The sequence below is a fragment of the Stenotrophomonas sp. G106K1 genome (assembly GCF_037969685.1).
Classification (GTDB): domain Bacteria; phylum Pseudomonadota; class Gammaproteobacteria; order Xanthomonadales; family Xanthomonadaceae; genus Stenotrophomonas; species Stenotrophomonas lactitubi.
The window spans coordinates 60,146-74,891 of record NZ_JBBPFR010000023.1 but is presented as its reverse complement, the minus strand read 5'-3'; the positions used below and the strand labels follow the sequence as shown (position 1 = coordinate 74,891).

General features: G+C 67.8%; 10 protein-coding genes. 5 read left to right on the top strand and 5 right to left on the bottom strand.

What is annotated here, in order from left to right; genetic code table 11:
* The first annotated feature begins 633 nt into the window (after positions 1-633).
* From WKB25_RS17380 to WKB25_RS17370, 3 genes are all read left to right on the top strand, one after another.
* Positions 634-5,193: a YadA-like family protein gene (locus WKB25_RS17380; RefSeq protein WP_340571942.1), complete on the top strand. Its 4,560-nt coding sequence runs from the start codon at positions 634-636 to the stop codon at positions 5,191-5,193.
* Positions 5,194-5,255: 62 nt separating this feature from the next.
* Complete coding sequence (locus tag WKB25_RS17375; protein WP_340571941.1) at positions 5,256-6,092, top strand: OmpA family protein; 837 nt, start codon at positions 5,256-5,258, stop codon at positions 6,090-6,092.
* 121 nt (positions 6,093-6,213) lie between these two features.
* Positions 6,214-6,504, top strand: coding sequence for a hypothetical protein (locus tag WKB25_RS17370; RefSeq protein WP_313251423.1), 291 nt, complete (start codon positions 6,214-6,216; stop codon positions 6,502-6,504).
* Between the two features lie 84 nt (positions 6,505-6,588).
* Here WKB25_RS17370 and WKB25_RS17365 read toward each other — a convergent pair whose 3' ends face one another.
* Positions 6,589-7,416, bottom strand: coding sequence for a class I SAM-dependent methyltransferase (locus WKB25_RS17365; protein ID WP_340571940.1), 828 nt, complete (start codon positions 7,414-7,416; stop codon positions 6,589-6,591).
* Between the two features lie 64 nt (positions 7,417-7,480).
* Between WKB25_RS17365 and WKB25_RS17360 the strand changes: the two genes are divergently transcribed.
* Complete coding sequence (locus WKB25_RS17360) at positions 7,481-7,885, top strand: MerR family transcriptional regulator (RefSeq protein ID WP_340571939.1); 405 nt, start codon at positions 7,481-7,483, stop codon at positions 7,883-7,885.
* 43 nt (positions 7,886-7,928) lie between these two features.
* On the opposite strand, the gene WKB25_RS17355 is transcribed toward WKB25_RS17360, so the two are convergent.
* The 3 genes from WKB25_RS17355 to WKB25_RS17345 all read right to left on the bottom strand — a co-directional run bounded on the left by WKB25_RS17355 (position 7,929) and on the right by WKB25_RS17345 (position 12,650).
* Entirely contained in the window at positions 7,929-8,645 is a 717-nt protein-coding gene (locus WKB25_RS17355) for an MgtC/SapB family protein (RefSeq protein ID WP_099818727.1), read from the bottom strand.
* 93 nt (positions 8,646-8,738) lie between these two features.
* On the bottom strand, positions 8,739-10,505 hold the full coding sequence (locus WKB25_RS17350; protein ID WP_340571938.1) for a chloride channel protein: 1,767 nt from the start codon (positions 10,503-10,505) through the stop codon (positions 8,739-8,741).
* A gap of 63 nt (positions 10,506-10,568) precedes the next feature.
* Positions 10,569-12,650: a TonB-dependent siderophore receptor gene (locus WKB25_RS17345; protein ID WP_340571937.1), complete on the bottom strand. Its 2,082-nt coding sequence runs from the start codon at positions 12,648-12,650 to the stop codon at positions 10,569-10,571.
* A 131-nt stretch (positions 12,651-12,781) separates the two neighbouring features.
* On the opposite strand from WKB25_RS17345, the gene WKB25_RS17340 reads away from it, so the two are divergent.
* Positions 12,782-13,702 (top strand): M14 family metallocarboxypeptidase, encoded by a 921-nt coding sequence (locus WKB25_RS17340; RefSeq protein WP_340571936.1) that lies wholly within the window; start codon positions 12,782-12,784, stop codon positions 13,700-13,702.
* A 121-nt stretch (positions 13,703-13,823) separates the two neighbouring features.
* On the opposite strand, the gene WKB25_RS17335 is transcribed toward WKB25_RS17340, so the two are convergent.
* Positions 13,824-14,675 carry a LysR family transcriptional regulator gene (locus tag WKB25_RS17335; RefSeq protein WP_340571935.1) on the bottom strand — a complete coding sequence of 284 codons (852 nt, stop codon included), beginning with the start codon at positions 14,673-14,675 and terminating at the stop codon, positions 13,824-13,826.
* Positions 14,676-14,746: the final 71 nt, after the last annotated feature.

The window sequence follows — 14,746 nt, the reverse complement described above, 5'->3', positions numbered from 1 at the left end:
TTGGCGGGGCGGTGTGGGCTTGCAGGACACGCCGTAAACCCATCCATGGGGGCTCGATGGCGCCATCCATGGCGCCAACGGTCCTGCAAGCCCACACCGCCCCACCCTTGGCAGTTTCCCGATGACGGTTGGATTGACTGTCATGCATTCACTGCGAGCGCGAGTGCAAACTCGATTTTCATTGATTATTTCGATCTAAATGAAAAATGATGATCCGACTTTCCCTCAGCCGGGCGTGGCCCGGCTCTACAGGAAAACGCGCGGGAAACTGTCGAAGGCGGGGTGGGTCCGGTTGCGGGGGTGTCCGCGGCATGGATGCCGCGGCCAAGCCTCCAGGGACGGATTTACGGCGTCCCCCGCAACCGGACCCACCCCGCCATCCCCCAGGAACCCAGCTTTTGCCGTTGCTGTTGTCTTTGACTTGGCCTCTGCGGGTGCCGGGCGCAGCCCGGCCAGCCCTCCCTGCCGGATTTGCATATCTGGCTGCCGAATCCGGCCGTGGATTTGCCGGAATGCGCGATTGCCCTGCCGGAATGAAGTGCTCAGCCCTCGCTGAAAGGCGCGAAATGTCAGTCACCTGCCTAACGGCAAGTCCACTGACATTCAAGTTGTCCGCCTACGGGGGAAATGCTCATGAACCGCATCTACCGGCGTGTATGGAACCGCCAGCTCAATGCTCTGGTTGTGGCCTCGGAACTGGCCACCGGCGATAGCGGTGGTACCGCACCGCGCGACCGCCGTGCCAGCCTTCTGGTACCCAGCACCCTGGCCCTGGCACTGCTGTGCGTGCTGGCCAGTGGGCCTGCGGCGGCAACAGAGTCCAGCCAATCGCTGCGCGATCTGCAGGCATTGGCAGCCAAGTACACCCAGCCGATGCCGGTGAAGGTCGATGCCGAAGTGGCGCTGGCAGCGGCCGCACGACAGGCCCGGGCAAACCCGGCGATCAGTGCGAACGCACGCGTCGGCCTGCAGCTGAGCACGACCTCGCTGCCGGTGGTGCGCGACGTCCTGCCGGCCACCGTGCAGGTCAAGCTGGCCGCCGGCGCCGCGCCGCGCCAGGTGCCCGCACCGGCGTTCGGCGCCGAAGTACGCGCCAATATCGGCGTCGGCAGCGTCGCCGCCACCCGTGTTGATGCCGCGGTGGCCGCGAACGTCGCACCGGCCGCGCAGGCACCGTTGGGTCTGTCTGCCAAGGCCAACGTCGGCATCGCCGGTGCGCCGGTTGCCAGCGTCGATGCCGGTACCCAGGTTGCCGCCGCAGCAAGCGCAACGCCGTCCGGATTGAAAGCGGCCGTCGATGGCAAGGTCGATTCGCATCTGGTCGTGGCCGGCAACCACATCGAAGGACAAGGCCAGGCCGGTGCCACCGCCGCGGTGACACTGCCGGCCAAGGAAGAGCTGCCGGGCGACACCGATGACCGCGTGATCACCGCCGCGTTTGATACCGGCGTGGCGGGCAAGGTGCGCGTGCAGGGCAAGGACGGCGAAGAACTCGTCGCTGATCGCAACCTCAAGCTGGCCGGCACCGCAACCGCCGCCGCACAGAACAGTGCGCTGGGCCTGGGCGGCCTGCTCAACGGTGTCGGCACTGCGCTGAATGGGGTTGGAAATGCAGCGGGCAGCCTGCTCAACGGCGATCTGTCCGGCACCGTCAACAACCTCGGCGGGGCTGTCGGCGGTCTGGTCGGCAACACCCTCGGCAGCCTGGGCTTGTCCTCGCCGTCGGCCATTCCGCCAACCAGCCCGAAGGCGCCGGCCGCTGCCGACCCGAACGCGGGCCTGGTGATCGGAACTGGTGGCCTGGTGGGCGGTGTCACCCAGCTGCTGGGCCCGACCACTGCCAGCCTGTTCGGCGGCACCGGGTACCTGTCCAACGGCAACCTCAAGCTCAGCACCTCCAACGTCATGCAGACCTATTCCACGGTCAACGTGCTCGGCCTGCCGGTGGTCAATGCAACGCCGGTCGGTACCACCCTCAATGGTCTGGGTGGCGCGGTCACTGGCGGCAGTTCGCACCTGACCCTGATCGGTGGCGTCACCTCCGACAGCTACATCTACAACATCAACAACGGCAACCCCGGCGGCCTGCTCGGCCTGTTGCTGCCGACGGATTCGCCGGCCTGGGCGGCCAAGTGCCTGGACATCGCCTTGGCCGACATCTCCTGCTGGGCGGTCAACGCCGCACAGGACTATCAGGTGCTGATGGGCGATGGCGCCTATGCCAACGGTTCCAAGGAAGTGGTGATCGGCGCCAATGCCCGCCATGAGCTGCCGAAGGTTGATGCCAACGTGGCCTTCCCCGGCGCAGGCCCCAACGATCCGAGCGATCCGACCGGCGTTCCCACTGCCGACTACGCGGCACGCATGGGCCACTCGGTGGTGGTCGGTGACAGCGCCAGCGGCACCGCCAACGGGCAGACCCTGCTCGGCGCAGAGAGCACCTCCAACCAAGCCAACTCGGTGGCGCTGGGCTACCGCTCGGCGGCACTGCGCGGCGCTCAGGCCAGCTACAGCGCCTATGGCCTGACCACCGCACAGGTGTCGGCGGGCGAAGTATCGGTGGGCACCGCCGGCGGTGGTGAGCGGCAGATCACCAACCTGGCGGCCGGCAGCGCCAACACCGATGCCGTCAACGTGGCCCAGCTGAAGGGCGCGATCAGCCAGATCGATGCAGTCGGCGCGGCGGCGGTCACCTATGACCTGGACGGTGCAGGCGACCCCGACTACCGCCGTGTCACTCTCGGCAATGGCACCGGCACCACCACCATCGGCAACCTGGCCGCCGGCGCGGTCAACGCCACCAGCAGCGAAGCGATCAATGGCGCGCAGCTGTTCGCCAGCAACGACACCATGGCGAAGTTCTTTGGCGGACGCGCAGCGTTCGATCCGCTCACCAGCACCTTCACCGCACCGCTGTTCGAGATCAGCACCATCTCCACCGGTGGCGCCGTCGCCTCGGGGCTGTATGACAACGTCACCGACGCCTTCGATGCGGTGGACGGCTCGCTGGTCAACCTCAACACGCAGATCAACGACATCCGCAACACCGGCACCCGGTACCTGCGGGTGAATTCGACCGGTGCCGACGCCGTGGCCAGCGGTACCGAAGCGATTGCCGTCGGTGCCGGTGCCAGCGCAACGGCCGCCAACAGCATTGCGGTCGGTGCCGGCAGCCTGGCCGACCGTGCCAACAGCGTGTCGATCGGTGCCGTGGGCGCCGAACGCCAGGTCACCAACGTCGCCGCTGGTACCGCCAGCACCGATGCGGTCAACCTGGGTCAGTTGCAGGCCTCGGAAGAGGGCGCGCTGCGCTACGACGTCAACGGCGACGGCAGCATCAACTACGGCAGCGCCACACTCGGCCAGTCCGGCACGGCAACCACGCTGCGCAACCTCGGCCCCGGTCAGATCAGCGCGGCCAGCAGCGAAGCGATCAACGGCGCGCAGTTGTTCGCGGCCAACCAGACCGTGGCCACCCACCTCGGCGGTGGCGCTGCGGTGGATGCCAATGGCGTGCTCACCGCGCCGACCTACACGCTCAACAATGTCGCCGCCAACGGCACCGTCAGCCAGGGCAGCTACAACGACGTCGGCACGGCCTTCGATGCGGTCAGCACTTCGCTGGCCAACGTGGCCGACCAGACCGATGAGCTGGACACGCGTGCCGTGAAGTACGACGTGGACGGAGCTGGCAACGTGGTCGACACCGTGACCCTCAGCGGTACCGGCGGTGCACCGGTGAAAGTCACCAACGTGGCTGCCGGCAGCATCCTGGCAGGCAGCAGCGATGCCATCACCGGCGACCAGCTGTTCAGCACGCACCAGACGGTGGCCAACTACTTCGGTGGCAGCACCGTGTACAACGGCAGCACCGGCCTGTGGACCGCGCCGACCTTCAACATCTCAACCATCGCTACCGATGGCACCATCACCGGCAACGATTACAGCAACGTCACCGCGGCGTTCTCCGCAGTGGATGGCTCGCTGCGGGTGCTCAACCAGCGCATCAGCAACGGCGGCGGCAGCCCCTACCTGGCGGTCAACTCCACTGCCGCAGCGGCGACGGCCACCGGTGCCGAAGCACTGGCCGTCGGCCCGCAGGCCAGCGCAGCGGGCGCGGGCAGCGTGGCGGTCGGCAACGGCGCCAATGCCAGCGCAGGCAACAGTGTTGCGCTGGGTGCAGGCTCGGTGGCCAGCGTCGGCGCGCAGACCGGCTACACCGGTGCCTACGGCCAGGCCGGTGCCAGCAACTCGTCCGGTGAAGTAGCGGTGGGCAGCAGTGGCAGCGAGCGCAAGATCACCCACGTGGCCGATGGCTCCGACGACCACGATGCGACCAACGTCGGCCAGCTGAAGAACGGCGTCAACTACGCCATCGACCAGTCCAAGTCCTACACCGACCAGAAGATCCAGAACATCACCAACGTGGCGGGCAGCTTCCGCGCCAACAACAGCAACAACCTGGCCGATCCGTCCGCCAGCGGCACCAACTCCGCCGCGGGCGGCGCCGGCTCAACCGCCGCCGGGGCCAACTCGACCGCGCTGGGCAACGGTTCGCAGGCGCAGGCCGACAACTCGGTGGCGCTGGGTGCAGGCTCGGTCGCCAACCGCGCCAATACGGTGTCGGTGGGGGCAGCCGGTGCCGAACGCCAGGTGGTCAACGTGGCCGATGGTTCGCAGGCAACGGACGCGGTCAACGTGCGTCAGCTGCAGGCTTCGCAGCAGGGCACGATCCGCTATGACACCACCACCAACGGCACCACCAACTACAACAGCGTGACCCTGGGCAGCACCAGCAGTGGCCCGACCACGGTGCGCAACGTCGCCGCCGGCACTGCCGGTACCGACGCGGTCAATGTCGACCAACTGAAGTCGGGCATGGCGCAGACGCTGGACTGGTCCAAGGCCTACACCGATGAGCGCATGGGCGGCTTCGAACGCGACCTGCGCAAGACCGACAACCGCGCCTCGGCCGGTATCGCCTCGGCGATGGCAACCGCGTCGCTGCCGCAGCCCAGCGAAGCCGGCCGCAACATGGCCTCGATTGCCGCAGGCAGCTACAACGGCGAATCCGGTGTGGCCCTCGGCATCTCCGGTGTTTCCGAGGGCGGGCGCTGGATCTACAAGTTCAGTGGTTCCACCAACAGCCGCGGCGAGGCCGGTGTGGCCGTCGGTGCCGGTATCCAGTGGTGATCGCCCGCGCCGGGTCGCATTCGCGGCCCGGCGCAGCGGGCAACGTCTACAGGGGGAATGACATGAAACTGCATCGCATCGCTCGCAGTGGCCGCGTCGCCGCCACGCTGGGCCTGATCCTGGCCGCAGGGCTGCTGGTTGCCTGCCGCAGCCACGCCCCGGCCGCCGATGGCCCCGCCGGCAGCACTGCCGTCTCCTTCCCGGAGGCCAGCAAGGCCTCGTTGAAGGAAGGCATCTATCCGGATATCGCCGACCTGCGCCGGTTCGCGCCGGGCATGAGCAAGCGCCAGCTGTACACGCTGCTGGGCACGCCGCATTTCAATGAAGGCATGTGGGGCGTGCGCGAGTGGAACTACCTGTTCAACTTCCGCACCGCACAGGGCGCCGAATACTTCACGTGCCAGTTCCAGGTGCGCTTCGACAACAAGGGCATTGCCCAGGGCGGCTACTGGAAGCCTGAATCGTGCGCTGCCGTACTGGATCCGCCGCGTCCGCCTGCACCGCCACCACCGGCGGCCTTGCCGGAGCAGCCGCTGCGACTGGCCGCCGATGCCCTGTTCGGTTTTGACAGTGCCGTGCTAAGCGCCAGCGGCCAGCAGGCCGTGCAGGGTGTACTGGCGCAGGTGCGTGAGGCCAGCCAGGTGCAGTCGATCCAGGTGGTCGGCTACACCGATCGCATCGGCAGCGCTGCCTACAACCAGACGCTGTCGCAGCGGCGCGCCGAGGCGGTGCGCATGGCCCTGGTACAGGGAGGCGTACCAGCGGCGAGCATCAGTGCCGAAGGTCGCGGCGCGGCGGAACCGCTGGTGCAGTGCGACCAGCGCAACCGGCGCGAGCTGATTGCCTGCCTGGCGCCCAACCGCCGGGTGCAGATCGCTGGCGTGGCCCGGCCGCACTGAATCCCCGTGCCGGGGCGCGCCCCGGCATCCCGAGTCCCCCCTGTTCTGCCGGCAGGACGTGGAAACGTCTCCCCCGTTTTCCACGCCTGCCGGTGGGCAGGTTTCTTCCCTGGTGCACCTGATGAATGCCCAATTCCTGCCCTTGTCCATGAAGACGGAAGCCACTCTCAGCGTGTACGGCCAGCTCGGCAACCATGCGGTGGTGCGCATTCCCGGGCGCCGACTGCCGGGCCTGATCCTGCAGGCCGATACCGTTGCCGGCTTCCTCGCCCAGCTGCAGGAAGCGCAGGCCTGCCTGCGCAGCGGCCGCGCGCAGCGGGCCGACGCCGAACTGGACATGCTGGTCGACATGCTCGAGCAGTGGTACGCGCTCATCGAATCGCGCCTGGCCGACGCCGGCGAGGCGCTGTAGAGAAGAGGGGACGGAGGGGGTCAAGTCGTTTCCCGCACAGCCGGGGCATGAACGACTTGATCCCCTCCGTCCCCTTTTCTGTTGCTAGGCGCGGGCGCGGATCATCCAGCAGGCGGTCTCCACCCGGACGCGATCACCGTCGATGAACGATGCGAACGCAGCCAGCGCCTGTTGCAGCAGCGCAGCGGCGCGCTCGGCGGGCAGCGCACGCAGGGCCAGGCCCACAGGCCCAAGCTGGCCGACGTAGCTGGCCAGCGCGTCACGGGCGAGGAAACAGGTCAGGTCCAGCGGCGATACGTCCACGTCCTGCCATCCGGCACGCTGCAGCAGCTGGCGCACCCGCTCGCCATCGGCGAAGGCGAACTGCCCTGGTGCACCCGGTGCTCGCGCTGGCAGCACCAACTGGTCTGCAAGGGCGCGTTCGGCGGTGGTCATGAACGGATTTTCCTGCGCGCTGCGCCAGGCGATGCAGCGCAGGCCTGCGCCGGCTTGGGCGGCACGGTGCAGGTTGGCGAAGGCGGCCTGCGTGTCCTCGAAGAACATCACCCCGAACCGCGACTGGATCCAGTCGTAGCGCGCTGCTGCGAAGTCATGGCGCTGCGCATCGGCAACGATGAAGTCGATGTCGCGCCCGATCGCGACGGCACGCTGGCGGGCGAGGGCGAGCATCGGTGCGGAGATGTCCACGCCGGTGCAATGCGCATCGGGACGCGCCGTGGCGGCGGTCAACGTACTGGCGCCGGTGCCACAGCCGATGTCCAGCAGTTCCGTGACGGCGCCCGGCAGTTCGTCGCGCAGCGCATCGGCCATTGGTTGGAACAAGCCGTCCAGCAGCGCCTGCTGCATGACCCAGTTCTCGCCAGCGAGGCCGTTCCAGAGCGTGTTCTGATCGAGCGGGAGTGAATCGGCCATGGGCTTGCCTTGCGCGGGGAGTACGACCATGGTGGCGCTTGAAGCCCACTTGAGGTCAAGCACGATGCGGGAACTGGATATCGGTGAGGTGGTGCGCCGCAGTGGTGTAACGGCCTCGACCCTGCGCTACTACGAGCAGCTGGGCCTGGTGCAGGTGCTGGGGCGTCGCGGCCTGCGCCGGCAATACCACGAACAGGTGCTGGAACGGCTGGCGCTGATCGGCCTGGGGCAGTCAGCAGGTCTGTCGCTGCAGCAGATCGGCGCGGCGATGCCGCAGGGGACAGGGCTCGCACTGGACCGCATGGCATTGCTGGCCCAGGCCGATGCGCTGCAGCGGCAGATCCGTGAGCTGCAGCGGGTGCAGGATCGACTGCGGCGGGCTGCGGCCTGTCCACACGCCGAGGATGCGCGGCGCTGCGCCTCGTTCCGCAGACTGCTGCGTGCGCAGCAGCGCCTGGCGCGCGCATGAGCAGTAGATCCACGCCATGCATGGATGAACTGCCGACCCACGCTCAATCGCGGGTGCTGACTTCCCACGTGGCGTGCAGCACGCCCGGCACCTGCTCCATCCGCGCCAGCACCACGTCCAGCTCGTCGGCGCTGACCGCCGTGCTGACCAGGACTGCGATCACATCGGTGGGCGCGTCGGCGTGCTCGACCAGCTGTACGTCGCCGACGGGGTACTGTGCTGCTTCCAGTGCATCGACCAGACGCTCGCGCACGCGCGGTACAGCATCGGCATCCACGCTCAGACGCACTTCGTAGGTCGCTTCGCTGGCGGCTTCGTTGATCGGGATGCGGTTGATCGCGTTCACCAGTGGCCGCAGCAGGGTGTTGCCGGCGATGATCAGTACGGTCAGCAGCACGCCTTCGGCCAGCATGTCCGCACCGGTACAGCTGCCCACGGCCGCCGAGCACCACAGCGTCGCGGCGGTGTTCAGGCCGCGCACGTTCATGCCTTCCTTCATGATCACGCCGGCGCCGAGGAAGCCGACGCCCGAGACCACGTACGAGATCACCCGCACGGCCTCGGCGCTGCCGGCGATGCGCATGCCCAGATCAACGAAGGCGGCGGCGCCGACGGCTACCAGCACGTTGGTACGCAGGCCGGCCGTGCGCTGCCGGTATTGGCGTTCGGCCCCGATCAGGGTGCCGAGCACGAACGCCGCCAGCAGGCTGACCACGGTGTCGGCGAAGGGGCCGGACTGGAAGGTTTCAATGAAGCGCATGGCCGCAGTCTACCTCCCGCAGGTGACAGTAGATCCACGCCATGCGTGGATGGGTTGGGGGCGTCGGGGACATCATCCACGCATGGCGTGGATCTACTCGTCGACGCGCTCGCCCATCATTTCGCGCTGGCGCTTGTCCAGCTCCTCCGCATAGCGCTTGCGCACGAATGCTTCAGACACCACGCCCAGTACCTGGCCATCGTCGGCCACCACCGCCAGCTCATCGGCCTGGGTCTGGTCGAACCGCTGCATCACGCTGACCACGTCCGCGCTGGCGGCGAGCGCCACGTCGCGGTTCTCGGCGAACGTACCCACTACGTCCTCGGGCTTTACGCCGTCGCCGAACAGGCGCGGAATCTGCACGATACCGGCGTAGTGGCCTTCACTGTCGATCAGGATCACCCGGCTGCCCGAGCCCAACGGGAAGCGCTGGCGGAAGGCGGCGGCATCGAGGTCGGCCGGGGCAGTGGCTACGCCTTTGCGCATCATCCGCCCGGCGTTGAGGTTGTGCACCCAGCCGATGTCACGCGCGCTCTTGATGGTTTCCCCGCGCAGATGCATGCGCCAGGTCGAGAAGGAATAGCCGAACCATTGCCGTACCAGGGTGCTGGACACCAGCACCGCGCTCATCACAACGCTGGTCAGCAGGAAATCGTGGGTGCCTTCCAGCACCAGCATGGCCATGGTCATCGGCGCGCCAACCACGGCCGCGGCCAGCGCGGCCATGCCCGCCAGCGCCGCCGACGTGGCGTCGACCACCGGCACGCCGGTGGCCATCGCCAGCAATCCGGCAAACAGCGCGCCGACCAGGGTGCCCATGAACAGCGAGGCGAAGAACAGGCCGCCGCGGAAGCCGAAACCCAGCGAGATGCCCGAGGCCAGGCATTTGAGGGTCAGCAGTCCGCCGATCCAGATCAGCGGCAGATGGGTGGTCAGGTCCAGGTGCAGCGCGCCATGACCGGATGACAGCACCTGCGGGCTGGCCAGCGCCAGTGGAATCAGCAGCAGGCCGCCCACCACCGGCCGTCCCCACAGCGGCAACGGGCTGCGCTTGACCGTGCCCTCGATGGAGGCGATCAGGCGCATCACCACGATGCCGACCATCGCACAGCAGCAGCCGAGCAGGCCGTAGATCGCATAGTCCGCTGCGCGCAGGTCGATGGTGGATGCCGCTGGCAGCAGATAGGCTTCCACGCCCGCCTGGTCGGCAACGAAGGCGCCGGCCAGCGCCGCCACCGCTACCGGCGCCAGTGCCGCCGGCGTATAGGCGCCGATGACGATCTCGAAGGCGTAGAACGCCCCGGCCAACGGTGCACCGAAGGCCGCGGCGATCGCACCGGCCGCGCCGGCACCCACCAGAATGCGCACGTCGTTGCGGCGCAGGCGCATCACCCGCCCCAGCTGCGAGCCGCTGCCGGCACCCATCTGCGTGTACGACGCTTCCAGTCCGACCGACGCGCCGCAACCATTGGAGACGAGGGTCTGGGTCAACACGATCAGGTTGTCACGCATCGACATGCGGCCGCCGTGCAGCGCATTGGCTTCCACGGCGTCCAGCAAGGGGCGTTTGAGGCGCGTTGCAGCAAGGCTGACCAGGCCCACCACCAGGCCGCCCAGCGGCAGTACCAGCAGCGCGGTCCAGGTCAGCGCGGGCAGCGAGCTCAGGCGCATGCCCTCGTCCAGCCCATACAGCGTCGTCTGCAGGGTGCGTGCCAGCCCAGCCTGCAACAGGGTCAGGCCACCGGCGATCAGCCCGACCAGCAGGGCCAGGGCGATGAACCAGAGATCGCTGCCGCGCAGGCGCAGACGCAGGCCCTGGAAGGCCAGATGCAGGCGCGATGGCGAAGCGGTGGAAGACATGGTGGCGGCATGATACGCCGCCACCGTGAGCGCTACCGTCACCGCATCAGGCGGTTACCGCACTCAGAAGCGGTAGCGGCCCTGCACGTAGAACGTGCGCGGTGCAGCCACCATGCGCCCGGCGTTGCCATCTACGTTGCGGGTGTACCAGCGCTTGTCGGCCAGGTTGTTCACGCCCACCGCAACCTCGCTGTCGGCCAGCCACGGCAGCTGCCAGGCGACCTGCGCGTTCCACAGGCGTACGCCGGGCACACGGCCCACGCGCGCATCGGCGGATTCGTTCCAGGTGTTGGCGGCATCGGAGAACTGGCCGCTCTGGTGGGTGCTGGACACGTTGAAGGTCCAGCCGGCCAGCGCATAGCGCGCGCCGATGCTGTCGGTATCGCGCGAATAGAACGGCACATCCAGGCCACGATTGTCGCCGGACTGCTGGATCGCCTTGGTCCAGGTGTAGTTCGCGTACAGCTCCAGCCCGGCCAGCGCGGTGCTTTCCGCGAAGCGGTACTCGATCGCGCTTTCCACACCCTTGTGGTCGGTGGCGCCGAGGTTCTGGAAGGTGGGCGGGGTGATGCCCGGAATCTGCAGGATCTGGTTGTCGAAGCGCATCTTGAACACGGTCACTTCCGCACGCAGCGCGCCATCCTGCCAGCGCGCACCCAGCTCGGTGGTCCTGGCGATTTCCGGGTTCAGCGGATTGGTCGCGCTCTGCGAGTTGAGCTGGATGTTCTGCACCGGCCCGAAGGAGGTGGTGTAGTTGCCGAACACGGTCAGCTGCGGGGTCAGCAGGTAGGCGACGTTGAGCGAGGGCAGGGCCTTGTCGTTGCGGCTGCTGAAGGTTGCGCCACCACCGGCCTGCTGGCGGTCCATGTCGATCCACTCCATGCGCACGCCGGGGGTGATCCGCCACTGGCCGATGGCGATGCGGTCATCGACGTAGAACGAGTGCGCATCGGTGGCGTTGTCGAAGCGGGTGGTCGCGCCGGCCGCACCGGTACGGCGGGTCACGGTGTAGCTGCGGTCATTGCCGCGCTCGCGCAGGAAGCGGTAGCCGGCGGTGATGTCGTGCACGCTGCTGCCCCAGTGCAGGCGCTGGGTGTAGCGCGGCTCAATGCCGAGCACGCGGTAGTCGCGCGGCTGCACCGTGATCTGCGTGTTGGCGGCATTGATCAGCGAGCTGGCGCGGTTGCTTTCGTTGTAATACGCCAGCACCTCGAACTCGCTGTTCTCCGACAGCGTGTTGGTGTAGCCCAGGTCGATGCCGGTGCGATGACCTTTCCAGAAGTCGGTCGGCCGGGTGTTCTGGAACGGATCGGCCTGGTACTGGGCACGGGTCAGGCCGCCCGGAGTCAGTGAGCGCACGTCGTAGTACGACAGCTTGGCGCGCAGTTCCTGCTGTGCATCGATGGCATAGGCGAACTTCAGCGCCAGATCATCGAAGCGGTCATCGCTGCCCTGGCGCCAGCCGCGGCCGTCCTGCCCCGAATACAGCAGGGCCGTGCCCAGGCCGTTGTCGGCGGTGCCGCCGAGGAACGCGTTGTGCTGGGTGCTGTCGCCGCCGCCGTGGTCGTAAGCGCTGTAGCGCACGCCGGCCTCGCCATGCAGGCCGGCCGCAGTCGGAATCGCGCGGGTGCTGAAGTTGATGATGCCGCCGACATTCTGCGGCCCGTAGCGCACCGCACCGCCGCCGCGTACCACGTCGATCGACTCGATGTTGGCCAGGCTGGCCGGGGCGAACGACAGCTGTGGCTGGCCGTACGGCGCAACCGCCAGCGGCACGCCGTCCAGCAGTACGGTCGAGCGCGGCGAGTAGCGGCCGGTCAAACCACGCACGCCGATGTTGAGCGACACCGAGCTGCCGGCGGTGCCGGAGTTGTCGATGACCTGCACGCCGGGGATGCGGCGCATGGCATCGCCCAGGCTGGCGGCGCCGCTGGCCTCGATGCGCTGGCGATCGACCACGGTGCGCGCGCCAGCGAAGCTCTTGACGCTGTCGTGCAGGCCGGTGCCCAACCAACTGCTCGAAACCTGGATGCTGTCGAGCGTGGTGGCGCTGTCCTGCGCGAAGGCGCCGGTGGCCGGGATCAGGCACAGGGCGAGGGCGGTGGCCAGGGGCAGGTGGGCCGGTTGCAGGGCGGGGATGGGCATCGGTGCAGGCTGTGGAAGGGCGTAAATGAGAATTATTGCTGATTCCATTCGCCATTGGAATCGGCGCGCGGTTCAGCGCCTTGGCCCGGTGGTAAAGTGGTCAATTGCCTCCTGACCCGCTGAGATCTGCCATGTCCACTGCTGCCTTCTACCCCGTCGGTACCCCTGGCCATCCGTGGGGCGTGGCGGAACGGGAGCAGTGGCGTGCCCGCCAGCAGCGCCTGCGCCGTTACGACGAGGAGGTACTGCCGCGCATCGATGCACTGGCCGAGCGCTTCGACAAGGTGGCCTACGGCCAGCTCGACTATGCAGGCGAGACCTACACCCTGTTCGCCCTGCGCAGCCGCGACTGGAATCCGGCACTGCCGGCCGCGCTGGTGACCGGCGGTGTACACGGCTATGAGACCAGTGGCGTGCTGGGCGCGCTGGAGTTCCTCGAAAAGCACGCCGGCACCTATGCGGGCAAGGCCAACCTGCTGGTCGCGCCGTGCGTGAATCCGTGGGGCTTCGAGCGCATCAACCGTTGGAACTTCGATGCGATCGACCCGAACCGCAATTTCCGCGCGGACGGCCCGGCCCGCGAATCGACGGCGTTGATCGAACTGATTGCACCGTTGAAGGGCCAGTTCGTGCTGCACATCGACCTGCACGAGACCACCGATAGCGACGAGAGCGAGTTCCGCCCCGCACTCGCCGCGCGCGATGGCAAGCCATTCGAACCGGGCCTGATTCCCGATGGTTTCTACCTGGTGGACGACAGCGAGAATCCGCAGCCGGCGTTCCAGCAGGCCGTGGTCGCTGAAGTGGAAAAGGTGACCCATATCGCACCGGCCGACGACAAGGGCGAGATCATCGGTTCGCCGGTGGTCGCGCATGGCGTGATCGAGTACGCGCTGGTGCCGCTGGGCCTGTGCGCGGGTATCACCGGGGCGAAGTACACCACCACCACCGAGGTCTACCCGGACAGCCCACGGGCGACGCCGCAGCAGTGCAACGACGCGCAGGTGGCGGCGGTGTGCTCGGCGCTGGATTACGCGCTCGCCCATCCGTGATCTGCTGACATCCTGTGCATCCACGCATGGCGTGGATTTCAGGTGCAGTAGATCCACGCCATGCGTGGATTTCAGAGGGCAGTAGATCCACGCCATGCGTGGATGGAGTCCCGTTGAACCATCACCCCAACGCCTCGGCCCACCACAACGCCGCCGGCCCCGGCGGCGTATCGCGCCGCCACACCAGGTCGCTGTGGATGCGGCGCGGCCAGCCAGGCACGCGCAGTTCCAGCAGGCGGCCACGGTCGTAGCGCTGCACCAGCGCACGCGGCAGCTCGGCCCAGCCGATGCCGTCCTCGGCCATCTCCATCACCATCAGGTAGTCCGACGCGGTCCATGCCGGCCCGCTGATCGGCGGCGCGTGGTCGACCTGCGCGCTCAGCCGCACCTGCCGGTGCCGGGCCAGTTGCGCCGCCGCGCGCACGCCGGCCTGCGCCAGCGGATGGTCGCTGGCCACGTACACCGCCAGTTCGCTGTGGTGGGCCAGGGGCTGGGCCATCAGCGCATCGGGGTACCGTGCCTGGCGCGGCAGCAGTCCCAGCCCGGCGCGGCCAGCATCAACCAGTTCCAGCACGTCCCGCCCTTCGGCATCCAGCCATTCCAGTTCGATCTCGGGAAATGCCTCGGCAAACCGCTGCAGCACACCTTGCACCGGATCGAGCTGGTAGACATCGGAGAACACCACGGTCAGGCGCGGCTCCACCGGTGCGGCCAGGCGTACGCTCAGCTGCTGCAGGCGCGCGTCGGCGGCAAGGATTTCCTGCGCGTGGCCCAGCACCTGCCGGCCAGCGTCGGTCAGCTGCGGGTAGCGGCCGCTACGATCGAACAGGACCATGCCCAGGTCGGCTTCCAGATGGGCGATGGCGGTACTGACCGTGGACTGGGTCTTGCGCAGCCGGCGCGCGGCTGCCGAGAACGAGCCCAGCGCGGCGGCCTCGACGAAGGCCTGCAGGGATTCAGGGGAATAAGGCATTGAACCATCGCTCCTGTCGATGGAATCCATTTTGATACCACCGTAAAAGACGATGATACTGACCGCCGTCG

What these genes read in the sequence shown, in the direction of transcription:
- WKB25_RS17380 (WP_340571942.1), top strand. Translation starts at nt 634, where the DNA reads ATGAACCGCATCTACCGGCGTGTATGGAACCGCCAGCTCAATGCTCTG.
- WKB25_RS17375 (WP_340571941.1), top strand. Translation starts at nt 5,256, where the DNA reads ATGAAACTGCATCGCATCGCTCGCAGTGGCCGCGTCGCCGCCACGCTG.
- WKB25_RS17370 (WP_313251423.1), top strand. Translation starts at nt 6,214, where the DNA reads ATGAATGCCCAATTCCTGCCCTTGTCCATGAAGACGGAAGCCACTCTC.
- WKB25_RS17365 (WP_340571940.1), bottom strand. Translation starts at nt 7,416, where the DNA reads ATGGCCGATTCACTCCCGCTCGATCAGAACACGCTCTGGAACGGCCTC.
- WKB25_RS17360 (WP_340571939.1), top strand. Translation starts at nt 7,481, where the DNA reads ATGCGGGAACTGGATATCGGTGAGGTGGTGCGCCGCAGTGGTGTAACG.
- WKB25_RS17355 (WP_099818727.1), bottom strand. Translation starts at nt 8,645, where the DNA reads ATGCGCTTCATTGAAACCTTCCAGTCCGGCCCCTTCGCCGACACCGTG.
- WKB25_RS17350 (WP_340571938.1), bottom strand. Translation starts at nt 10,505, where the DNA reads ATGTCTTCCACCGCTTCGCCATCGCGCCTGCATCTGGCCTTCCAGGGC.
- WKB25_RS17345 (WP_340571937.1), bottom strand. Translation starts at nt 12,650, where the DNA reads ATGCCCATCCCCGCCCTGCAACCGGCCCACCTGCCCCTGGCCACCGCC.
- WKB25_RS17340 (WP_340571936.1), top strand. Translation starts at nt 12,782, where the DNA reads ATGTCCACTGCTGCCTTCTACCCCGTCGGTACCCCTGGCCATCCGTGG.
- WKB25_RS17335 (WP_340571935.1), bottom strand. Translation starts at nt 14,675, where the DNA reads ATGCCTTATTCCCCTGAATCCCTGCAGGCCTTCGTCGAGGCCGCCGCG.